Below are 22207 nucleotides of genomic sequence, written 5' to 3' on the forward strand. Positions count from 1 at the left end.
CATGGCACGGATGATGGCATGATGACTGGCCATTTCGCGAAGTCGATCATAATCCCAGTTGAGATTTACCCGGAGCACGGCGAGCACAAGAATATTCCACAAGTGCATGCCTGGCCGACCATTAATGCAGCTTATGTTTTCAGGGATAACTTGTTCCAGCAAAGAAAAGACAGGATCCCGAACCTCCGTATTCACGTAGATATGCTGTAAACCAATCAGGATTTGCGGAATGTCATCACGGGAACGATGGTCGAGTTCGATGCTGCCGATATCGACTTCACAGATTTAAAGTTGTCTGGGTTGAACCTGTCGCGTAGTTGTTTTTGAGTCGAAGATTAGATGAAATGGCCTTGAATCGGGCTATTTTACCAGAAGAACCGCACTTCCCGATATAACTTCGGATGGTCAATATGCTATGAACCCTCTGGAATACAAGGGTCTTAAGGGTTTTCGTTCAGGCACTAAATACCAGCCCATACACGCAGGCCTTGCCCCACGGGCATTACGTTCTTTAAAAACTCACAGTATTGATCCATGACCAAACAACCATGTGCGGAAAATGCCGCTCACCCCAAACCATGAATATGGCTACAGAGCCCGGAATAGTGGCATTTTCATAGTAAAAAAGGGGGGTTATAAATATGCGAAAATCATACATCCACAAGGGAAAGAAATAATCTGAAAAATTCAACTGCGGAATTTGGGATAAATAAAAAACCTCAAACACCAGCCTGACACCCAAGACCAAATACAAAAAAAAACGAGTCCTTTTCAGAACCCGCTTTCCATTGAAACAGTATTGATTTAGCGGTTATGAGTCACTGATTCAACTTTCCAACAGATTTCGCGCCTCCTGCTTCTGCTCATCACTGCCCTGCTCAATCACTTCCTGCAGAATGGCTGAGGCTCCTTCCATATCACCCATGTCCATATAGGCTCGGGCAAGATCAAGCTTGGTGGCAACTTCATCACTCTCTGACAGAAAGTCAAGATCATCATCAAGAGAAGCCTCAAGACTGGAAACGCCTTCATCAGAGAAAGCTGCCTGGCTATCCTGGGCAAGAACGTCCTCAGCACCGGCTCCAAACTCGAGATCAAGGTCATCAAGATCAAAATCCAGATCATCTTCATCAGCCGTATCAGCCACTTCTTCAGGCGCTTTCTCAGGCTGCGCAGCAACTTCCGGCTCACTCCCCATGTCAAAGTCATCAAGATCAAGATCAAAATCGTCAAGGGCATCAACGCTTTGTTCATCGTCATCACCCAGGTCAAGATCATCAAGATCAAGATCCGGCATCCCATCTTCGTCAACGGGCGCAGCGACACCTTCAAATTCATCCGGGAAACGTGCCTTGAAGGCATCGGCCTCTCGAATGGCCTCTGCATCACCGGTTGCTTCAAGAGCTCCCAGCGCCTGATTAAACTTATCCAGCTCCCCGCTTTCAGAGTGAACTTCCAGAAGCTTGAGCCTTAAATCAGCCCTGTCCGGCTCATTAAAGATAGCCTGATTCAACAATTCCTCGGCCTGATTTAAACGCCCATAGGCAATATAAATATCCGCTTCGCTCAGAGGGTCTTCCGTCTGTTGAGTTGTTTCCTCATCATCATCAATTTCAAGCTCGTCGATAACCGAGTCATCAATGGCCAGCGCTTCATCAAACTTCAGTTCATCTTCTTCGCTGGGCTTAGCTACCGGCTTTGGGGAGTCAATCGGGCCCTCCTCATCCAGGTCCAGTGACTGGAAGTCCATCTCATCTTCTTCATCAGCCACCGCCTCCTGCTGCTTCTTACGACGCTGATAGAATAGAAAACCAGCCCCACCCAACGGTAATAAGGCCAGGAGAATCAGTAAAAAAGGATTGCCAAACAACATATCCATCATTGAAGGCTGTTTGAATGACTCAGGCTGGTGCTGGACAGGCTTCGGCTGAGTCACTGCTTCTGGCTTGCTCTGACTCTGAAGCGCAGCCATCTGATCATCTTTCATGGTCACCAGACGCTTCAACGTAGCAATCTGGTCATCAAGGTCTTTCAGTCGGCTATTGAGTTCAGCATTTTCACGACTCAGCTTATCCAGCTGTTCACGAGTCATTGCCAGTTCAGTCTGTAGAGCAGCATTCCCTTCTGCCGTATCACCACCCAGATCCTGACCTCGTCCGGAGGCTGCCTCACCAGAGACAATGGCCAGTTTACCATCAATCGCTTTCTGGCCACCTTTAGAGACTGCAGAGGTTCTGCGGGTCGCATCCAGCTGCGCGACCTGGCTCCGACCCTGCCACTCACGATTTTGTCTTGAAACATCAGTAATGGCTTCACGAACCGTAAGACGGGTAATATCTCTGCGATCAGGAATTCTGAGAACCTGGCCGCTCTTCAGACGATTGATATTGTTATCAATAAACGCCTGCGGATTTCCACGCTGAATGGCCAGCATGGTTTGTTGAACAGTAACATCAGAACCCGGGCGAACTTTCTCAGCAATCTCCCAGAGACTGTCATTACGCTCAACTCTGTATGTTTTTCCTGAGACAGCCGCCCCACCAGCAGAAGAGTAGTTGCGATTAGAAGACACGGGCTGAACCGGCTGCCGCTGGTTATAGTCCTTATAGTCAACAGGATCAGGAGAAGGCAGGTAATCACGATTAGTCGTTGGTGGCTCATCCAGAACAGGATTCGTTCCGTAATGAGCCGGGACAGACGTCGGTTTTACAACGGGCACTGATGACTGCCCATTGAATGCAGGTGGATCCAGAAGCAGTGTGTACTCTTTTAAGAGGCGACCACTGGGCCAATGCACCTCTACCAGAAAATTGAGATAGGGTTCGTGAACAGGACCCGAGCTGGTCACCTTTATTAAGGCTTTGCCGTCAGGGCCAACTTCAGTTTTAAACTGAAGTTTATTCAACATGAAGGGACGTTCAACACCTGCCCGCTCAAAGTCTGACTTACTGGCCAGATTGGTCAGTATCTCTCTGCGGGTCAAATCCTTGACTTGCATCAACTCAATTTCAGCCATCAGGGGTTGGTTTAATGCAGAATAAAGCTTCACCTCCCCCAAACCCAACGCATGGGAATTAACGGAAGTAATACCCCCTGCCAGCGCCGATATCACTACTACAAGTTTTTGCAGTCTCATCGTGAATCCTTGTTATATACGTAGACTGTTTGAGCCCCTCCTGCCTTCAGCTGTCGAGAAAGCAGCCCCCCTTTCTCTGATCAGCCTTTACTTACAACACGGAACACCAAGCAGTTAGTCTAAGTTATCACTTAGCAAAGTCTTTTATCAATAACCCAATCAATTCAACAGCATGAACAGCACCTCTTTTGAGGCTATCGGCCACAAGCCAGAAACTCAAGTCTGTTCCGTAATCTGATCCCTGACGGAGTCTGCCAATATGAATCTGATCAGTACCGGCGACATCCTCAACGGTTGACAGCCCAGAATCTTCAGCCAGCGACACACAGGGAAACTCTAACAGTAAAGACTGTATTTCCTGAATATCAACCGGTTGGACAGCATCCAGATCAATAACGTAGCTGTCACCAAAAAATACCGGGGCTGTGATACAGGTCACACGGATATCTATTTCGTCACCCAGGGCTAGCAGCAACTCATTACGTATGATGGTTTCATTACCTGCAGGCTCACCCTCTTTATCGTCCTGATCCGGCATCAGGTTATAGGCCAGGCGGCGTGAATAATCGCCATGTTCAACCGGTTGACCATTAAGCAGCTCAATGGTTTGTTTACTCAGTACATCAATGCCTTTCTTACCCAATGAAGCAACCGGTTGCATGATAACCAGACTCAGACGACTAACACTGAAACGCTGATGAATCCTTTGCAGTAAAGGCAACAAACAGGCCGCCGCTGTACCAGGAACAGCAAAGTAGCGATTCTCCACGGATTCTTCGAGAAAATGCTCATTAAAGCCAGCCATCACCGGTACTGTATAACCCTGTGTCGCAGCACCTCTGGAAGCATCAATAATAACACAACCACTTTCAACCGCTCTGGTCATCAGTTCAGCGTTACGGTCACAGCCTGCGGGCATCAACAGAAAATCAGTCGAAGAAAAATCCACATCTTCAATACCCATAAACTCCAGCGTTTCACCATGAAACTCAACTGAGCCTGAAGACCGGGAAGATTCACAGAGCGGATAAAAACTCAGGACTGGCAACGGTTTACCATCAAACAACTGTTCTTCTAATTGCCGAACCAGAGTTTCGCCAGCCAGAGTATCGGCAGCATAAATCGCAATATTGTATGTTCGGTTCATGGAAAAAGATCCCAGCCACAAAAAACAAATGCAATGTTGATTCTGTTCTCAACCAAAACCGCATAAATGATAGAAAACCGTCGACTTTATACAGAGCCTTTACATCAGGCAAGTGGTTTCTATCGTACCAGTCTCAGGATCTTCCTTTGGAAAGTTTGAAATGACCCCGGGCAATAGCAATAGGCAGCTCTTTTTTACTTTGCCAGGCAGTCACAGCTACATTGGCCACTCTCGCTCCCTGACGGCAAACCTCACAATGAGCATAGGTATCTTTGGACTGCCCTGATCGCAGATAATCAATAGAGAAGTCAATAATTTTGGGCAAACGCAGTTCATCCATAAACAACATTAAATGCAGTGCCGCTGACATTTCCATAAAGCCGCCAATGACCCCTCCATGGATGGCAGGAAGAATAGGGTTACCAATATTGGTCATCTGGTTTGGCAAGGTGAAAAGTACATCATCTCCCATAGGCATACACTGCATACCAATCAGGCTGGCATAGGGAATACCATTGGTCAGAATACTGTAATCTCTCGAATCCCGGGCTTCCTTTATGATTCTGGCAAACCCTTGGTGTTCTTTTGGGGGCTTCACTGAAAGTGCTCCTGCATCAACTTCATGGAGTTTCTCCCCACCCGCATAAAGGTCCCTACTGCATGAGCAACTGGCTTATCCCGGCTCTCCTGATAAGCGACACCCCGGGTAAATACCATTGAGCGGGTAATATGATACGCCTCGGCAAAAGCCCTGACCGGCTTTCCGGGCTCGGCGGCGGTCATATGGTCAATGCGTAGATCCAGAGTCGGACAGGCTTCCAGCTGTTCCATACGAGTAAACACCGCAAGCCCACAGCAGGAGTCCATAAGTGTTGTGATCGCACCGGAATGAATAACGCCAGTTTCCGGGTTACCCACCAGACGACCATCGTAAGGCAACTCCAATTCAATGCCATCATGATCGGCTTTGATCAGAGACATATTCAAGTGAAGACAATGAGGAATCACTTTGACAAAGTTGCTGGCAAATTCTGTCAGCTGTTCTTCCGTAAGCATCATGAGTCAACTTCTAATTGTTATATAGTAAAAGCCGGAAGGAATACTCTTTCCGGCGATCTGATTTGACGACAAGAAGAATTGATTACAGCAAAATTGTCAGCATACGACGCAGAGGCTCCGCTGCCCCCCACAACAACTGATCACCAACAGTGAAAGCAGTCAGATACTCAGGCCCCATATTCAATTTGCGCAGACGCCCTACCGGGATACCCAGATGACCAGTCACTACTGCGGGGGTCAACTGGTGTATGGTTTCTTCCCGGTGGTTTGGAACCACAGATACCCAGTCATTAGCCCCGGCAATCATCGCTTCGATATCCGTCATGGGTATATCCTTGCGCAACTTGATGGTCAATGCCTGGCTATGACAACGCATGGCACCAATCCGCACACAGACGCCATCAACAGGCACAGGAGATGCCTGACGACCAAGAATCTTGTTGGTCTCTGCCTGCGCCTTCCATTCTTCACGACTCTGGCCATTCTCCAGCTCTTTATCAATGTAGGGAATCAGGCTACCAGCCAAAGCAACGCCAAACTCATTCTGCGGTATATCAGCACTTCGCAGAAGGGAGGATGTTTTACGATCAATATCCAGTATCGCACTGGCCGGATCCGCCAGCTCTGCTGCAACATTACTTTGTATACAACCCATCTGGTTAATCAGCTCACGCATGTTCCGTGCACCAGAACCACTGGCCGCCTGGTAGGTCATGGCACTTACCCACTCCACAGCATCGTGCTGGAACAGGCCGCCAATAGCCATCAGCATGAGGGAGACAGTACAGTTACCACCGATGAAATTCTTAACGCCATCATTCAGCGCCCGATCAATCACATCACGGTTAACCGGATCAAGAATAACCACCGCATCGTCCTTCATGCGCAGTGAAGAGGCAGCATCAATCCAATACCCTTCCCAGCCACTGTCACGAAGTGGTTGAAAGACTTTATCCGTATAATCGCCACCCTGACAGGAAATAATAACGTCCATTTCACGGAGAGCATCAACATCATGGGCATCCTGTAATGTACCCACAGGAATACCAACATCAGGCCCTGACTGACCCAGTTGAGAGGTAGTAAAAAATACAGGTTCTACACCTTTGCCCTGCAACCTGGCAAAGTCATTTTCTTCCTGCATGCGCTCCATCAGAACGGAGCCAACCATACCTCTCCAGCCAACAAAACCTACTTTTTTCATCCTGCTCTCCCCCGGAAAAACTATCTCTGCAGCAATCAGGCAGCAGAGATGGTAGTAACGCAATAAAAGTTATAAATTCAGCAAACAGCCAACGACCGCATCACCCATTTCTACGGTTCCCATTAGCTGACAGCCTTCAGAAGCGATATCACCCGTGCGATAGCCCTTATCAAGCACATCGCTAACGGCTTTTTCAATAGCGTCAGCCACCTCTCCTTTCCCCAGGGAATAACGCAGCAACATCGCCAGGGACAGAATCTGTGCCAGAGGGTTCGCTTTGTTCTCACCAGCAATATCCGGGGCCGAACCATGAACCGGCTCATACATACCCTGATTCTTTTCATTCAGTGATGCAGAGGGCAGCATACCAATGGATCCAGTCAGCATGGCAGCACAGTCGCTGAGGATATCACCAAACATATTACCAGTGACCATTACGTCAAACTGCTTTGGCGCACGAACCAGTTGCATGGCTGCATTATCAACATACATATGACTCAGCTCAACATCACTGTAACTGCCGGACTCTTCAATCACGACATCACGCCACAGAGCGGTAACTTCCAACACGTTGGACTTATCAACCGAACACAGTCGCCCACCTCTTTTTTGCGCGGCCTCAAAGGCAACTTTGGCAATACGACGTACTTCAGATTCACGGTAAACGTAAGTATTGAAACCTTCACGCTCACCATTTTCCAGCGTTCGCACACCACGGGGCTCGCCAAAATAGATGCCGCCCGTCAGTTCCCGAACAATAAGAATATCCAAACCAGCCACCAGCTCAGACTTCAGGCTGGAAGCTTCCGCTAATTGAGGAAAGAGAATGGCAGGACGCAGGTTGGCAAAAAGATCCAGCTCCGAACGAAGCTTCAGCAATCCTTTCTCAGGACGGTTCGCCATAGGCTGGCTATCCCACTCAGGGCCGCCCACCGCTCCGAACAAAATGGCATCTGAACTTTTTGCCCGCACCAGGGTTTCATCACTCAGAGGCACACCATCTTTATCAATGGCAGCACCACCAACCAGACCATGGCTGACTTCAATATCGAGTCCAAAGCGCTGTTTAACGGCGTCCAGCACCTTCAGTGCTTCGGTCATAATTTCCGGGCCAATACCATCACCGGGAAGACATAAAATCTGTTTGCTCATCGTTATTCCTTATTAAAAACTGCGATTTAACCTCGTTCCCACGGCCCCCCGTGGGAATGCATACCTAACCAACCAGATACCTCAGAACTACCTGTTATGCGGCTTTCTCAAACTCTCTGCTACACTGCCAGCTTTTACTATAAAAATGCAGGAACGAAGTATGCCCTCAGAAGTCAGCAAAATAGAAGCCCGACAGGAAGCGTTGGGAACTACTGTAACTGATCTGGTTCGCATTGTTGGCAAGCTCGACAGGAAGGTTGATAAAGGTTTCAATAATCTCGCCTCTGATATTGCCAGTGTTAAGGTGGGCACGTTAAGTACCAAACAGCAGATTGAAGAAATCAAGGAAACACTAACCCTCATTCTGTGCAGACTTCCGAGCAACTAGTGCATCATTTCAATGAGATTGACGGGTGACGCAGGTTGGGTCGAACCCATTGAAACCATGCACTAGCCGCATTCCCACGCAGAGCATGGAAACGAACCCAAATCAAATTATTCACTGGCAAACAGCCAGGGATTACCTACTTTGTAACGCTGCTCAAAATCATGAATATGATCAGCATCCTCCAGCGTCAGACCGATATCATCAAGGCCATTCAAAAGGCAGTGGCGACGAAATGTATCAATGGTAAATGGCAGATCTTCGCCACCAGGCTTAACTACCACCTCACGCTCAAGATCAACCGTCAGCTGATACCCTTCACTGGCTTCAACTTCTTTGAATAACTGATCCACCAGCGCTTCAGAAAGCGTGATAGGGAGAATGCCGTTTTTAAAACAGTTGTTATAAAAGATATCTGCAAAGCTGGGTGCGATAACGCAGCGAAACCCAAAATCCTCCAGCGCCCAGGGAGCGTGTTCACGACTGGAACCACAGCCAAAATTCTGCCTTCCCAGCAGGATAGAAACACCTTTATACCGAGACTGATTCAACACAAAATCCGGATTAAGCGGGCGATTGGAGCAGTCTTGCCCGGGATACCCTTCATCCTGGTAACGCAACTCATCAAACAGATTAACCCCAAATCCTGACCTTTTGATGGACTTCAGAAACTGTTTGGGAATGATCATGTCCGTATCAACATTGGCACGATCCAGGGGAGCTACTCCCCCTTTATGAACAGTGAAAGCCTGCATGATAATTCTGCCCCCCTTATGCTACTGACTCTGGAAAATCAAAAGTACGAACATCAACAAAATGACCCGCAATCGCCGCTGCGGCAGCCATAGCCGGACTGACCAGATGGGTTCGCCCACCAAAGCCCTGACGTCCCTCAAAATTTCGATTGGAGGTGGATGCACAGTGCTCACCCTGACCCAGTTTGTCCGCATTCATCGCCAGACACATGGAACACCCTGGCTCACGCCACTGGAGGCCAGCTGCAACAAAAATCTGATCCAGCCCCTCAGCCTCAGCCTGAGCTTTTACCAGGCCAGAGCCAGGAACCACCAACGCCTCTTTCACCGAATCAGCAACACGCCGCCCTTTAACGACAGCTGCAGCCTGACGCAAGTCTTCAATACGGGAATTAGTGCAGGAACCAATAAAGACACGATCAACCGGGATGTCCGTTACTTTCTGCCCTGCTGTCAACCCCATGTATTCCAGTGCACGGGCATAACCCTCTTTACGAGTTTCATCTGGAGCGTCTTCCGGAAAAGGAACACTGGCATCCACCGGCAACACCATTTCCGGAGATGTGCCCCAACTTACCTGTGGCTTGATATTCTCACCGTTAAGTACCACGATCTGGTCAAACTCAGCATCATCATCGGTATGCAGGGTTTCCCAGACCTTTACCGCCTGTTCCCATTGATCCCCCTGAGGAGCAAACGGTCTGCCACGGACATAATCAATAGTATTCTGGTCAACAGCCACCATACCGGCCCTGGCACCTGCTTCGATGGCCATGTTACACACGGTCATCCGGCCTTCTACCGTCATATTGCGAATGACATCACCACCAAACTCAATGGCAAAACCAGTACCACCGGCCGTGCCGATTCGACCGATAATGGCAAGAATCACATCCTTTGGTGTAATCCCTACACCCAACGCGCCATCCACACGCACCAGCATATTCTTCATCTTTTTGGTAATCAGACACTGGGTCGCCAGCACATGTTCTACTTCTGAAGTACCGATACCATGGGCCAGGGCACCAAAGGCACCATGAGTAGAGGTATGGGAGTCACCACAGACAACCGTCATTCCTGGCAGGGTTGCCCCCTGTTCCGGGCCTACCACATGGACAATACCCTGTCGCTGGTCCTTCATATCAAACTGGGTGATACCAAAGTAATCACAGTTGTCATCCAGCGTCTTAACCTGGATTTTTGACACCGGATCTTCAATACCATCAATGCCGTACTGACGTTCATTCACTGTGGTGGGTACGTTATGATCAGGCGTTGCCAGATTCGTATCCAGACGCCACGGCTTACGACCAGCAAGTCTCAGGCCTTCAAAAGCCTGAGGTGATGTCACTTCATGAAGCAGGTGCCGATCGATATAGATCAACGCAGAGCCATCATCACGCTGACGAACAAGATGGGCATCCCATAACTTGTCGTAAAGCGTTTTGCCTTTAGAAGCCTGGCCAGCCATCGAGCAATCCTCTCTGATCAAACAGTAAATAGACTGTTTTTGTTTGATTTATAAGCAGTTTTACTAAGTTGTTTTCAGCTTATCCTTAATACTGCATATCCTAGTCGTTCATAAAAAATTACTCAAATTCATCTTTTTTATGCTATTGATAACTTTTAGGAATAAATCAACCCAAAAGTGCGTTATGGATACCACCAACCTCATCACCTTCCTGGCTATTGTCGATACTGGCTCCTTTTCAGAAGCCGGAGAAAAGCTTTTTCTGACACAGCCAGCGGTCAGTAAGCGAATTGCATCACTGGAAGAACAGCTGGGTACGCCGGTTTTTGATCGTGTCAGTCGCCAGGTCATACTTAATGAGGCAGGCAAAGCTCTGCTCCCCAGGGCACGGCAGATGCTGGAGCTGGTTCATGACACTAAACTGGAAATCATCAATCTCAGTGGGGAAGTCAAAGGGCCGCTATCCATTGCCACCAGCCACCATATCGGCTTACGACGATTGCCCAATATATTAAAGACGTTCACCAACACTTTTCCAGAGGTCAAACTGGATATTCGGTTTGTCGATTCCGAAGCGTCTTATGAAATGCTGATCCGTGGAGAGATTGAGCTGGGTATCATCACGCTGTCACCCGAAATCCAACCCAATATTCAATCAAAAAAACTCTGGCACGACCCACTGAATTTCATGACGGCAAAAGATCACCCATTAACAAAACTGAAGAGTGTCACTACAGAGCAGTTGAGCCAGTATCAAGCCGTGTTACCAAGCAGAAATACGTTCACTTTTCAGGTAGTAAAGAACCTTTTCGACCAGGAAGGACTGAAACTGCAAACCGCCATGTCCACCAACTATCTGGAAACCCTGCGCATGCTCGCCGCCATTGGGCTCGCCTGGACCATACTCCCGCTGACCATGCAAGATGATGACCTGCGTATTCTGAATGTCAAACTGAAGGGTATTCAAACGTCTCCCAGCCGACAGCTAGGGTATATCCTGCACCCCAAACGGACACTCTCTAATGCTGCCAAAGCCTTTATTAAGCAGCTTGAAAGGCATAAAGACAGTTGTTAACAGAACCGAGGAATATACTCTGGAGCAAGCTCACAATAATCAATTTTTAATAATCATTGTTATCATTTAACAAGGATCAATCGTACACTACAGTATATAGCGCCTACTCGGAATTGCTCTCGTCGTTTATTTTCATTTTCCTACAATTGTTAATGACTAAAACATTAGGAAGCAAAGCAGAAGTGGTTTCCTGCTCAAAAAGCTTTATCAGATATTCGTTATACTTAGAGAGATCGAATTCAGGCTCCCGTCCAAACTCATCTACCACACCCTGAACAACTACTCTTTTTCCAGTATCTTTTGCCGTAATCATAATAGCGGGACTTTTCAATATCAGTGTTCTTGCTCCATGAAACTTGACGATATTTCCAGCATCTGCAATTTTACGATACATAATATCTTTCTTACTTGATTTTTTATAACAGTATTCATTAGCTTTGGGTGAATGAAGTATTTCCAAGCATATATTGTGAGGATGACAAGCTATCACCACTCTTGCCCCTGCACGGAACCCCTCCCTAAGAGCAACAAGCTCAACACCACCCAATCCCCATTCTGAGCCTGAAACATGCGCAAGAGATTGTTCGCTAAATACGTCAGAACTGATGAGTTGTTGATGACCTGATACAGACGGAAGCATTGGTAAGCCTTTACTCCTTCGAGGATCTTTATAATCCAGGTTACTGATTACTTTATTTTGCTTTTAGACAATCTGAATTTTGCTTTTAGACAATCTGATTGATGAAAATGATGAAAAGTTCCCACGCCTTTCCTTAAAATGCAGAAAAAATTAACTACTGCCTCGCCACCTTCTCACTGCAGGCTTGACCGCCATGCTCTGCGTCATGGCACTTGAAGACGCAGGCATTACGCCAGAAAAAGATGAAATCCTGGTAACCGGCGCCAGCGGTGGTGTCGGCAGTGTTGCCGTAACACTTCTGGATCAGCTGGGTTATCAAGTGGTAGCCGCCTCCGGCCGCCCACAGAACAGTGACTGGTTAAAGTCCCTCGGTGCTGATCGCGTGATTGGCCGGGCAGAGCTTCTGGAGCCCGCTCGCCCACTGGAAAAACCGCTCCGGGCTGGCTGTATAGATACTGTCGGCAGCAAGATTCTGGCCAAAGCACTGACTCAAATGGACTATGAAGGCGCCGTTGCAGCCTACGGTCTGGTGGGAGGTTTTGATCTGCCGACCACCGTTATACCGTTCATTCTGAGAGGTGTAAAACTGCTGGGTGTTTATTCTGTGATGTGTCCCTTTGAGCGACGTATGCAGGCCTGGAATCGCGTTACAGAGCTTCTGCCGGAGTCTTTCTACACGGAAGCAGCTACCGAGATCGAACTTGAAGCAGTACCAGAATTGGCAGAAGCCATAACGGTAGGCCAGGTGACCGGTCGGACCCTAATCAAGTTGTAATACCACCCGCAGCTTCTACACTTCCCCATGACTTATCAGATGCCATTGCCAAATGACATCTGACGTATCCCTCAACGCCTTGAGTCATTGATCAAGGCGATTTTCTTCCATAATGCCCTTGAAAAATAATGAACCACCGTCCGGTACTCTATGTTATTGGTCTGTTTCTGACGGCCATGGCCAAGTTTATGCTGATTCCTGTCATCTATGACCTGCTGACCGGAGATTCTAATATCTGGGAGTTCGTGGCAGCCTCCGCCATCACCCTGATCACGGGGGGGGCACTGACCCTCAACTTCAAGCCGGAACACTTTAATATGAAGCCCCGTCAGGTCTTCGTATTAACGACACTCTGCTGGATTGTTGTCAGCACATTTGCGGCACTGCCCCTCTGGTTCAAACTGCCCATCAGCTATACCGATGCCTTTTTTGAAACCATGTCCGGTATTACCACCACCGGGTCTACCATTTTATCGGGACTGGACACCATGGATCACAGCGTGCTGATCTGGCGATCACTGCTTCAGTGGTTTGGCGGTATTGGCTTTATTGTGATGGCGGTTGCCGTACTGCCCTTTCTCAAAGTGGGTGGTATGCGATTGTTTCAGAGTGAATCGTCCGACTGGTCCGAAAAAGCCATGCCCCGCTCCGGGAGCATTGCCAAACGTATCATTACTGTTTATCTGGTCATGACTGCCATCTGCGCCTATCTGTACTTTCTGGGGGGAATGACGGGATTTGAAGCGATAAATCATTCAATGACCACCGTATCTACCGGTGGCTATTCCACTTCGGATGCCTCCATGGGCAACTTTAAAAGCCCTTTTATTATCTGGACAAGTATCATTTTCATGATTCTTGCCAGCCTCCCTTTTGTTCTGTTTGTGCGCGCCATGCGGGGAGAAGTGCACTGTCTTTACCAGGACATTCAGGTACAGGCATTTCTTGGATTTCTATTGATTATCTGGCTGATTTCAAGCATCTGGCTGTGTATTCACTCAGATTATACCTTTCTCCAGTCCCTGACCCTTGCCTCCTTTAACACCACCTCCACCATTACCACTACCGGTTATGCCTACGGTGACTACACGTTATGGGGCGGCTTTGCCAACCTGCTGTTTTTCTTTTTGCTGTTAGTGGGGGGCTGTTCCGGCTCCACCGCCGGCGGCATAAAAATATTTCGATTCCAGATTGGCGGCAAACTTCTCAATATTCAGCTTAAACAGCTGATACATCCCCGGGCATGTTTTGTGCAGACTTACAATGGCCAGCAGATCAGCAGTGAAATCCTCCGTTCACTGATTGGCTTTACCTTTTTCTTTATTCTGCTGATTGCCCTGATAAGTCTGTTGCTGACCTTATTCAATATTGACTCCATCACCAGCATTACCGGAGCCGCTTCCGCAGTGGCCAATGTTGGCCCGGGCCTGGGAACGATCATCGGTCCTGCCGGCAATTTCAGTACCCTCCCCGATGGGGCAAAATGGATTTTAAGTGCAGGAATGTTGCTGGGACGTTTAGAAGTTATTACCGTATTGGTATTGTTTACACCGGCATTTTGGAAAGGCTAGGATGGGAATCATTAACACAAACTACCACCCTGACAACCCATACTTTTTACATTCTGACACAAAGATTACTGAACGTTACATTTTCCTGCACAGGGATTTCACCAAAAATGACCTGAATCAATTTTGCTATCCCCAGCCATCCTGTACTATCAGGCTTTTTATCATTTCGTCTAAATTTTCATCCAGCTGTTGAGAATATTGTCTGTGCCGATGAACTCCCCCCTGAACATGCACCTGATCAGCCAGATCCGTGAACGCGCCCAGCGCAACCCGGAGCAGATCGCTATGCGCTTCGCCAGTCAGGTCTCTGCTCAGCGCGCTTCTGAAAAGCAATGGCAGGGTATCAACTGGCGCCAGCTCAGTGAAAAAATCGACCAGGCTTCCCGCGCTCTACTAAAACAGAACCTGTGCGTTCAGACCAAAGTTGGTATCTGGTCCCAGAATATGCCGGAGTGGACCATTGCCGATCTGGCCTGTTTGCAGGCCAGACTGGTGACCGTCCCTTTATACCCCACCAGTACCACTGACCAGGTTAAGTATATTCTGGATGAAACCGAAGCATCGCTGCTGTTTGTTGGCGAACAGGCGCAATATGACGACGCCCTTAAGCTGCTGGAACAATCTCCGACACTGAAGACCCTGGTCGTTTTTGACCGATCCGTAGATCTTCAGGGCTGTCCAAAAGCACACTACTTTGAGGATTTCATTCAGCAGGGTGTTGATCAGGCCATTCTTGAAGAAAGACTCGCCTCCCGCTGCATGGAAGACCTGTTCACCCTGATCTACACCTCAGGCACCACCGGTGAGCCCAAAGGCGTTATGCTGGACTATACCAATATGGCCGCCAGCTTCCTGGGACATGATCAGGTCATCCATCTGGACAGCCTGGATACCTCGCTCTGCTTTCTTCCTCTCAGCCATATCTTTGAACGAGCCTGGAGCTTTTATGCCCTGGCCCGGGGTGCCACCAATGTTTATCTGCGCGATCCTCAACAGGTCAGTGTGGCATTAAAAGAGATTCAGCCCACGGTTCTCTGCGCGGTGCCAAGATTTTTCGAAAAGGTCTACACCACCATTCACGGTAAAGTCTCAACAGCACCGTTTATCCGTCGCCTGATGTTCAATACCGCCCTGAAGATTGGCGCCGCCCATATGGAATATCGTCGTAAGGGTGAAGAAATACCGGGTTACCTGAACAAACTGCACGGAATAGCGGACAAAATAGTCTTCAGTAAAATTCGCGATGGACTGGGTGGCCGCATTCGCTTTATGCCCTGTGGCGGTGCTCGTCTGGATGATGATATCAACCGCTTCTTCCATGCCATCGGAGTGGATGTAAAAGTGGGTTACGGTATGACCGAGACCGTAGCGACGGTCACCTGCTTCCGCGATACCGGGTTTGAATTTGGCTCCTGCGGCGCACCATTGCCTGGTATTCAGGTGCGCATCGGTGATGAGGGTGAAATTCAGGTACATGGTGATACCGTTATGCGCGGCTACTACAAAAAGCCTGAAGAAACTGCCAAAACCTTCACTGCGGATGGCTGGCTCCATACCGGCGATGCAGGCATTGTGGATGAAAACGGCGCTCTCCGTATGACTGAGCGCATCAAGGAATTGATGAAGACGTCAAACGGCAAATACATCGCTCCACAATATATTGAAGGCACGCTGATCAAAGATCGCTTTATCGAGCAAATTGCCATCGTTGCTGACGCCAGAAATTATGTGACAGCCCTGATCGTACCTGCGTTCGAAGCCCTGGAAGAACATGCCAAAGCCCTGAACCTGAAATACCAGAATCATAAGGAACTGATTCAGCACCGCAGTATTCAGGCGTTGATCCAGAAACGGGTGGTTAAGGTACAGGAAGGGCTGGCCAAGTTTGAGCAGGTTAAAAAATTCACGCTGCTGCCTAAGGAGTTTTCAATTGAGTTGGGAGAAATTACTCCAACATTGAAACTGCGTCGTAAAATTATTATGAAGCGTTTTCAGAAAGAGATTGAAGCCATGTACGCCAAGGCAAAAGCCTGATTAGGGTTACAGAGTCAAAAAAGGCATCCACGGGATGCCTTTTTTATTTCAACCCATTAAGAGCCAGACTCAATGCCGTTCAGTCAATTCACAGACGACCATATATGTATAACTGGTAATATAAGAAAAGGTCAGAAACCTGTATCAACAAGGCACCCCATCAGCGAATATCCCGCAGTTCGTCCAGACCGCCATTCCAGTCAAAAGGAAGGAATCGATTCCACAGAAGAAACGCTGCTATAAAGGTATACGATGATCATGCAAAGCGTCATTCAATGATGGATAGAATTTAACAACCCCATCAATCGGTTCAATCGCGGCTCTAGCCAGCGCTTTCAAAGGCTGGAACTGCAATTCGCTGATCAACAACCGGGTATTATTCGCCCGACACTGCCCTATTAACCGAACCAGGGCTGCCAGACCACCCGCATCCAGCAAGTAGACATTCTCCATTTGCAGGATAATTGTTTTTTTGTCCTGACTTAAACGACTGATTTCACCGAAAACATGATCGGCTGCAGCGAAAAAGAGAGGCCCTTCAAGCCGAAGTACGGTGACATCATTACCTAATACTTTGCTGACATAACGCTGATCACCCGTAATATCCCGCACCTGAATCATCTCAGCCACTTCTTTCATAAACAGTAATGAAGCCAGCGCGACACCCACGGTAATGGCAATCACCATATCGAAGACAACGGTCAACAAAAAACAGACCATAAAGACCAGCACATCACTACGAGGTACTGTTTTAAGAAGGTGCACGGCCTTGGGAGCTTCACTCATATTCCAGGCGACCACCAGCAGTAAAGCAGCCATGGCGGACATGGGAATATAAGAGAGTATTCCCGTCAGCGCCACCAGCGCTGACAGCACAACCAAGGCATGAATCATTCCGGAAACCGGGCTCTGGGCTCCGGATTTCACATTGGCGGCAGAACGGGCAATGGCCGCCGTTGCCGGAATACCACCAAAAAATGGTGCCACAATATTACCAATCCCCTGCCCCAGCAATTCACTATTGGCACTGTGCCGTGTACCGGTCATACCATCCAGCACCACTGCACACAAAAGCGATTCGATGGCGCCCAGCATGGCAATGGCAAACGCCGAAGGTAACAACGCCTGAACCAGAGACCAGCTGATTCCCAATGGCTGACCATCCGCCCCCGCCTGCTGCCATGGCCATGCAAACTCTGGCAAAACCGGAGGAATACCCATACCCGAAGTACCATCCGGCAACAGATAGTGAAAACGACTGCCAATGGTTTCTACGTCAATACCGTAGTGGGTCATCCACAGCGCGAGCAGACTGCCAATAATGACGGCTGGCAGGTGAGCAGGAACCGGCAACCGGAGCCTGGGCCACAGCAACATCGTTGCCAGCGTCACACCTGCAATTAACAGACTCGGCCAATGGGTTGTCGAGGCGCCATTAACCAGAACAGCCACCTTGTCCCAGTAGTGTTCTGGCATAGCGGTAATGGTCATACCAAAAAAGTCTTTCAGCTGTAATGTGGCAATCACCACACCAATACCAGCGGTAAAACCCAGCGTAATTGACTCAGGGATGTATTGAATTAAGCGACCAAGGCGCATTAATGCCATGAGAACCAGAATCACCCCTGACATCACCGTTGCCAATAATAATCCGGCAAGACCAAACTTCTCGGCAATAGGAAAAAGCAAAACCACAAAGGCGGCAGTTGGCCCCGAAATGCTGTATCGAGAGCCACCCAGGAGCGCAATGATAAAACCGCCGATGATAGCGGTATAAAGACCGTACTGAGGTGGAACACCACTGGCAATGGCCAGCGCCATGGATAATGGAATGGCAATAATACCAACGGTCAGTCCCGCCAGCAGGTCATTACCAAAACGCTTACCAGTGTACTTTTCTGCTTTGCAGGCCTGACTCAGTGCATGGCAGAGTTTCAATGATAATAGATGGGCTCGGTGTGGCACGGTACTGGCCTGTTTCAAGATATGGAGGGAGGCAGGCTGCGTATAGTATTCCCAAAGTCAATCGCAGGCTATCCGTACAAAATGGCATATTGCACAATGGTAAGCACTTCCATAAAATCGGCTGATTTATTTTCATATAACCTGATGCAGATCCTTTATGCCAACACCTATACAGCAATACAATTTCACCTATAACAACATTCACAACACCATTCGCAACACAGCAAAGGTTATTGCCGAACATGGTTATGAACCTGATTACCTGTTGGCCATTGGTGGTGGAGGACTTATTCCTGCCCGCATCATGCGTACCTACATCAATCGCCCTATTCTGATTGTCTCCCTGTCCAGATACAGTGATGAAACCGGAACAGCACCAGCAAGCCAGCCAATTAAACTGCAATGGCTGGAAACCGATATTGATCTGACCGGTAAAAAGATACTGGTTATCGATGAAGTAGACGACGAAAGAACAACACTGGAGTTCACCCTGAAGCACTTGTTTGAAGGCCACCCTGACGCTGAGTTTTCTGCTTTTGTGGTTCACAACAAGAAAAAAGAAAAAAAGGGACAGCTACCTGAGCAGCTCAAGCACTTCTTTGTGGGTGAAGAGATTGAAGATTACTGGATCAATTATGCCTGGGACGCTGAGAATATCGATCAGTTCGGCAAGTAAAATGTGATTGGCTTCCCCCGGGAAGCCAATTTTTTAAGCGTTTTAAATCACCGGAGCAGGACTGACCACATCAGCATTCTGCGCCCGATGTCTCATAAAATGATCCATCAGGGTAATGGCCATCATTGCTTCTGCGATGGGCACTGCCCGAATACCCACACAGGGATCATGACGCCCTTTGGTAACCACCTCAACCGGCTCGCCCTGCATATTAATGGACTTACCCGGCGTGGTAATACTGGACGTCGGCTTCAGCGCGATATGGGCAATAATATCCTGTCCTGAACTGATACCACCCAAGGTGCCGCCACCGTGATTTGAAAGAAAGCCATCCGGTGTCATCTCATCCCGATGTTCTGACCCCTTCTGACCAACACTGGCAAAACCATCGCCAATCTCCACACCCTTGACCGCATTGATACTCATCAGGCCGTGGGCAAGCTCGGCATCAAGACGATCAAAAACCGGCTCGCCAAACCCGGGAGGTACACCCGTGGCCATCACCGAAACCCGGGCGCCAATGGAGTTACCTTCGGCACGCAACCGGGTAATCAGTTCCTCCATCTCCAGAACCTTCACGGCATCCGGTGAGAAGAACGGGTTATTTCTGATTTCCTTCGGGTCAAACTGTTCAGCCTTGATATGCCCCATCCGGGATAACCAGCCAATAATCTCAATACCCTGTGATTGCAAAAACTTTCGGGCGATAGCACCCGCAGCAACCCGCATGGCCGTTTCTCTGGCGGAAGCTCGCCCACCACCCCGGTAGTCACGAATACCGTATTTATGGGTGTAGGTGTAATCAGCATGCCCCGGGCGGAACAGATCCTTGATCTCGGAATAATCCTTTGAGCGCTGATCCTGATTCTCAATCAGCAGTCCGATGGGTGCACCGGTGGTGATACCTTCAAAAGTACCGGAAAGAATCTTTACCTGATCCGGTTCACGACGCTGAGTGGTAAATTTTGAGGTTCCGGGTTTGCGCCGGTCCAGGTCGCCCTGAAGGTCTGCTTCGGTCAACGGCATCCCCGGAGGACAGCCATCAACAATACAGCCCATGGCAATACCATGAGACTCTCCGAAGGTAGTAACTTTGAACAGTTGTCCTATGCTATTTCCTGCCATACTTAAGCGACCTCATTGTTATTTTCAGAAAACTCTCAAAGGCTAAGCTGGAAGCTGCTTCTTCTTTACTTCCAGCATCTTTTACTTCAAGCGGCTCTTAAACACAGACTGATACTTCCTGCAATCCTCGGCGGACAGAACCAGAACACCATGGCCACCTTTTTCAAAGTCTGGCCAGACAAAAGGGACTTCCGGATACTCATCCTGCAGTGCCCATTGACTGTTACCCACCTCCAGCACCAGAAGCCCCTGTTCGCTCAGGTAATCGCCAGCCTGTGCCAGAATGGTACGGGCAAAATCCAGCCCGTCATCACCGGCTGCAAGCCCCAGTTCCGGCTCGTGGGCAAACTCTTCCGGCATATCAGACATATCTTCGGCATCCACATACGGAGGATTACTCAGAATAAGCTGATACTTCGGACGATCAGGCAGGACATCAAGAAACTCAAACAGATCTGATTTGATGGCCTGCACCCGTCCCCAAAGCTCGTGACGATCGATATTGATATTAGCGACTTCCAGGGCATCTGCTGAAATATCCAGCAGATCTACCTGGGATTCGGGAAAGGCGTGGGCTGCAGAAATACCAATACAGCCGGAACCAGAACAAAGATCCAGAACCCGGCTGATCTCTACCTCACCCAACCATGGCTGAAACTGCTGAAGAATCAGTTCTGCAATGGGTGACCTCGGAACAAGCACCCGCTCATCCACATAAAAAGGCATATCGCAAAACCACGCCTGGTTTACCAGGTAGGCCAATGGCTTGCGGCTGCATGCCCGCTCCTCAATCAAATTAGCGAGCATTTCACGCTCACGATAGGTTAAACGGCTATTCAGATAGTTTTCGGGAAGATCCCAGGGCAGTTGCAGTACCTGAAAAACCAGGTGCAGAGATTCATCCAGGGCATTATCACTGCCATGACCGAAGAACAGGCCCGCTTCATTAAAGCGGGTCGCTCCCCAGCGTACAAAGTCTCGAATAGACACCAGCCCTTCGCAGGACTCATTGGAACCTGTCACATTTGCTCCTTCGGATTCGACATACTCTATCTCAAGCCCCATCGAACCCTTACTGCTTCATATAGGGGCATAAAATAACATATTACCTGGTCGCCGGTAACGCTTAAGCCAGAACAGCCTGTTTATGCCAGCTCATCTATCAGGTAATCAATAAAGCAGCGAAGCTGAGCAGGCATGTATCTATTTGACGAACAAAAGCGGATTTTTATCCTCACTTTTCTGCCACTGCATGGATGCAGGAGCTAGAGCAACGCAGGAGCAGTTGCCGCGTAGGGCAGTCTATTCTCGGACAGCCTTCTTGGGCATTCCGACATTATGATGACTATGAAATACGCAAAATTCAGCAAGGAATATTTAAACGACGAAATAAGACTAAACCCATTAAACAAAATGGACATTTCTTGGACACATCGGAAATATTGAACAAGCTAGCTAGAAGGGAAAGAAGGAAAAGAAGGAAAAGAAGGGAAAGAAGGAAAAGAAGGGATTTAAAACAGGAATATGGCGGTGAGGGAGGGATTCGAACCCTCGATACGGGTATAAGCCGTATACTCCCTTAGCAGGGGAGCGCCTTCAGCCTCTCGGCCACCTCACCAGGAACGAGGGCTATACTACCCTGAACACCTTGAAATGCAAGCCTTTTTTCAACCGATCCAGTGCTTTGCACCTTGGGAGTGTAGTGAGAGCAGGCTTTACAAATATCGAGAAAAAGAACACCCGGTACTCAAACCCGAAGAAATATTTTTTTTACTTTGCAGCATGAACGAGAGCCGACCATTTTGACCTCAAGAGTAATAAGTGGCGTTTGGCGTTGCAGAAAATTCCAGCCTTCCGTCATTCGCGCGAAGGCGGGGGATCTACCACAAGCAGTGAATTCCCGCCTGCGAGGCTGTCGCAAAACCCTCGTTCCCATGCTCTGCGTGGGAATGCATACGGATCTGGCCGCATGTGGAGAAACCTCTCCTTGTCCGAATCTGTGGGGGTTTCAGGCTGGTTATTCACTTGTGGCGAGTA

The 22207-nt window shown here is 48.7% G+C and carries 18 protein-coding genes, 1 tRNA gene and 1 pseudogene; 6 read left to right on the forward strand and 14 right to left on the reverse strand.

The genetic code is table 11. From position 1 onward, the window contains the following. From RM811_RS02485 to leuB, 7 genes and pseudogenes are all read right to left on the reverse strand, one after another. A pseudogene (locus tag RM811_RS02485) lies at nucleotides 1–285 on the reverse strand (ISNCY family transposase); the annotation flags it as partial. A gap of 541 nt (nucleotides 286–826) precedes the next feature. Continuing rightward, nucleotides 827–3136: a FimV/HubP family polar landmark protein gene (locus tag RM811_RS02490; RefSeq protein ID WP_402520441.1), complete on the reverse strand. Its 2310-nt coding sequence runs from the start codon at nucleotides 3134–3136 to the stop codon at nucleotides 827–829. A gap of 127 nt (nucleotides 3137–3263) precedes the next feature. Further along, nucleotides 3264–4283, reverse strand: coding sequence for an Asd/ArgC dimerization domain-containing protein (locus RM811_RS02495; RefSeq protein WP_402520443.1), 1020 nt, complete (start codon nucleotides 4281–4283; stop codon nucleotides 3264–3266). Between the two features lie 133 nt (nucleotides 4284–4416). Then, entirely contained in the window at nucleotides 4417–4881 is a 465-nt protein-coding gene (locus RM811_RS02500; RefSeq protein ID WP_402520445.1) for a PaaI family thioesterase, read from the reverse strand. Beyond that, the gene (locus tag RM811_RS02505; protein ID WP_402520447.1) at nucleotides 4878–5342 is read right to left on the reverse strand and encodes a PaaI family thioesterase; all 465 of its coding nucleotides are present in this window, start codon (nucleotides 5340–5342) and stop codon (nucleotides 4878–4880) included. Before RM811_RS02505 ends, RM811_RS02500 begins: the two co-directional genes overlap by 4 nt. Nucleotides 5343–5424: 82 nt before the next feature. Next, nucleotides 5425–6546 (reverse strand): aspartate-semialdehyde dehydrogenase, encoded by a 1122-nt coding sequence (asd, locus tag RM811_RS02510; protein ID WP_402520449.1) that lies wholly within the window; start codon nucleotides 6544–6546, stop codon nucleotides 5425–5427. 69 nt (nucleotides 6547–6615) lie between these two features. Then, the gene (leuB, locus tag RM811_RS02515; RefSeq protein WP_402520451.1) at nucleotides 6616–7698 is read right to left on the reverse strand and encodes a 3-isopropylmalate dehydrogenase; all 1083 of its coding nucleotides are present in this window, start codon (nucleotides 7696–7698) and stop codon (nucleotides 6616–6618) included. 160 nt (nucleotides 7699–7858) lie between these two features. Between leuB and RM811_RS02520 the strand changes: the two genes are divergently transcribed. After that, nucleotides 7859–8086, forward strand: coding sequence for a hypothetical protein (locus tag RM811_RS02520; protein WP_402520453.1), 228 nt, complete (start codon nucleotides 7859–7861; stop codon nucleotides 8084–8086). Nucleotides 8087–8193: 107 nt separating this feature from the next. Here RM811_RS02520 and leuD read toward each other — a convergent pair whose 3' ends face one another. Next, nucleotides 8194–8838: a 3-isopropylmalate dehydratase small subunit gene (gene leuD / locus RM811_RS02525; RefSeq protein WP_402520455.1), complete on the reverse strand. Its 645-nt coding sequence runs from the start codon at nucleotides 8836–8838 to the stop codon at nucleotides 8194–8196. Between the two features lie 16 nt (nucleotides 8839–8854). Then, nucleotides 8855–10309, reverse strand: coding sequence for a 3-isopropylmalate dehydratase large subunit (leuC, locus tag RM811_RS02530; RefSeq protein WP_402520457.1), 1455 nt, complete (start codon nucleotides 10307–10309; stop codon nucleotides 8855–8857). Nucleotides 10310–10493: 184 nt separating this feature from the next. Between leuC and RM811_RS02535 the strand changes: the two genes are divergently transcribed. Beyond that, entirely contained in the window at nucleotides 10494–11384 is an 891-nt protein-coding gene (locus RM811_RS02535; protein WP_402520459.1) for a LysR family transcriptional regulator, read from the forward strand. Nucleotides 11385–11487: 103 nt separating this feature from the next. Here RM811_RS02535 and RM811_RS02540 read toward each other — a convergent pair whose 3' ends face one another. Then, nucleotides 11488–12024 (reverse strand): hypothetical protein, encoded by a 537-nt coding sequence (locus RM811_RS02540; RefSeq protein WP_402520461.1) that lies wholly within the window; start codon nucleotides 12022–12024, stop codon nucleotides 11488–11490. Between the two features lie 193 nt (nucleotides 12025–12217). Between RM811_RS02540 and RM811_RS02545 the strand changes: the two genes are divergently transcribed. From RM811_RS02545 to RM811_RS02555, 3 genes are all read left to right on the forward strand, one after another. Beyond that, on the forward strand, nucleotides 12218–12799 hold the full coding sequence (locus tag RM811_RS02545) for a zinc-binding dehydrogenase (RefSeq protein WP_402520463.1): 582 nt from the start codon (nucleotides 12218–12220) through the stop codon (nucleotides 12797–12799). Nucleotides 12800–12927: 128 nt separating this feature from the next. Further along, the gene (locus tag RM811_RS02550; protein ID WP_402520465.1) at nucleotides 12928–14370 is read left to right on the forward strand and encodes a TrkH family potassium uptake protein; all 1443 of its coding nucleotides are present in this window, start codon (nucleotides 12928–12930) and stop codon (nucleotides 14368–14370) included. Between the two features lie 210 nt (nucleotides 14371–14580). Then, the gene (locus RM811_RS02555) at nucleotides 14581–16404 is read left to right on the forward strand and encodes an AMP-dependent synthetase/ligase (RefSeq protein WP_402520474.1); all 1824 of its coding nucleotides are present in this window, start codon (nucleotides 14581–14583) and stop codon (nucleotides 16402–16404) included. Nucleotides 16405–16641: 237 nt separating this feature from the next. On the opposite strand, the gene dauA is transcribed toward RM811_RS02555, so the two are convergent. After that, nucleotides 16642–18369 (reverse strand): C4-dicarboxylic acid transporter DauA, encoded by a 1728-nt coding sequence (gene dauA / locus RM811_RS02560; RefSeq protein WP_402520467.1) that lies wholly within the window; start codon nucleotides 18367–18369, stop codon nucleotides 16642–16644. A gap of 157 nt (nucleotides 18370–18526) precedes the next feature. Here dauA and RM811_RS02565 point away from each other — a divergent pair, with 157 nt between their 5' ends. Continuing rightward, nucleotides 18527–19045, forward strand: a complete 519-nt coding sequence (locus RM811_RS02565) for a phosphoribosyltransferase (RefSeq protein ID WP_402520469.1) — start codon at nucleotides 18527–18529, stop codon at nucleotides 19043–19045. 42 nt (nucleotides 19046–19087) lie between these two features. Here the strand turns inward: RM811_RS02565 and aroC are convergent, their stop codons facing one another. The 3 genes from aroC to RM811_RS02580 form a co-directional block, all read right to left on the reverse strand. Then, nucleotides 19088–20170 (reverse strand): chorismate synthase, encoded by a 1083-nt coding sequence (gene aroC / locus RM811_RS02570; protein ID WP_402520471.1) that lies wholly within the window; start codon nucleotides 20168–20170, stop codon nucleotides 19088–19090. A gap of 81 nt (nucleotides 20171–20251) precedes the next feature. Continuing rightward, complete coding sequence (gene prmB / locus RM811_RS02575) at nucleotides 20252–21193, reverse strand: 50S ribosomal protein L3 N(5)-glutamine methyltransferase (protein WP_402520473.1); 942 nt, start codon at nucleotides 21191–21193, stop codon at nucleotides 20252–20254. Nucleotides 21194–21695: 502 nt separating this feature from the next. Beyond that, a tRNA-Ser gene (locus RM811_RS02580) sits at nucleotides 21696–21788 on the reverse strand. Nucleotides 21789–22207 lie beyond the last annotated feature (419 nt).

The sequence above is a fragment of the Endozoicomonas sp. genome, from assembly GCF_031844845.1.
Lineage (GTDB): Bacteria > Pseudomonadota > Gammaproteobacteria > Pseudomonadales > Endozoicomonadaceae > Endozoicomonas.

Coding starts and splice junctions, on each gene's coding strand:
- RM811_RS02490 (WP_402520441.1), bottom strand. CDS start 3,136: ATGAGACTGCAAAAACTTGTAGTAGTGATATCGGCGCTGGCAGGGGGT.
- RM811_RS02495 (WP_402520443.1), bottom strand. CDS start 4,283: ATGAACCGAACATACAATATTGCGATTTATGCTGCCGATACTCTGGCT.
- RM811_RS02505 (WP_402520447.1), bottom strand. CDS start 5,342: ATGATGCTTACGGAAGAACAGCTGACAGAATTTGCCAGCAACTTTGTC.
- asd (WP_402520449.1), bottom strand. CDS start 6,546: ATGAAAAAAGTAGGTTTTGTTGGCTGGAGAGGTATGGTTGGCTCCGTT.
- leuB (WP_402520451.1), bottom strand. CDS start 7,698: ATGAGCAAACAGATTTTATGTCTTCCCGGTGATGGTATTGGCCCGGAA.
- RM811_RS02520 (WP_402520453.1), top strand. CDS start 7,859: ATGCCCTCAGAAGTCAGCAAAATAGAAGCCCGACAGGAAGCGTTGGGA.
- leuD (WP_402520455.1), bottom strand. CDS start 8,838: ATGCAGGCTTTCACTGTTCATAAAGGGGGAGTAGCTCCCCTGGATCGT.
- leuC (WP_402520457.1), bottom strand. CDS start 10,309: ATGGCTGGCCAGGCTTCTAAAGGCAAAACGCTTTACGACAAGTTATGG.
- RM811_RS02535 (WP_402520459.1), top strand. CDS start 10,494: ATGGATACCACCAACCTCATCACCTTCCTGGCTATTGTCGATACTGGC.
- RM811_RS02540 (WP_402520461.1), bottom strand. CDS start 12,024: ATGCTTCCGTCTGTATCAGGTCATCAACAACTCATCAGTTCTGACGTA.
- RM811_RS02545 (WP_402520463.1), top strand. CDS start 12,218: ATGCTCTGCGTCATGGCACTTGAAGACGCAGGCATTACGCCAGAAAAA.
- RM811_RS02550 (WP_402520465.1), top strand. CDS start 12,928: ATGAACCACCGTCCGGTACTCTATGTTATTGGTCTGTTTCTGACGGCC.
- RM811_RS02555 (WP_402520474.1), top strand. CDS start 14,581: ATGAACTCCCCCCTGAACATGCACCTGATCAGCCAGATCCGTGAACGC.
- RM811_RS02565 (WP_402520469.1), top strand. CDS start 18,527: ATGCCAACACCTATACAGCAATACAATTTCACCTATAACAACATTCAC.
- aroC (WP_402520471.1), bottom strand. CDS start 20,170: ATGGCAGGAAATAGCATAGGACAACTGTTCAAAGTTACTACCTTCGGA.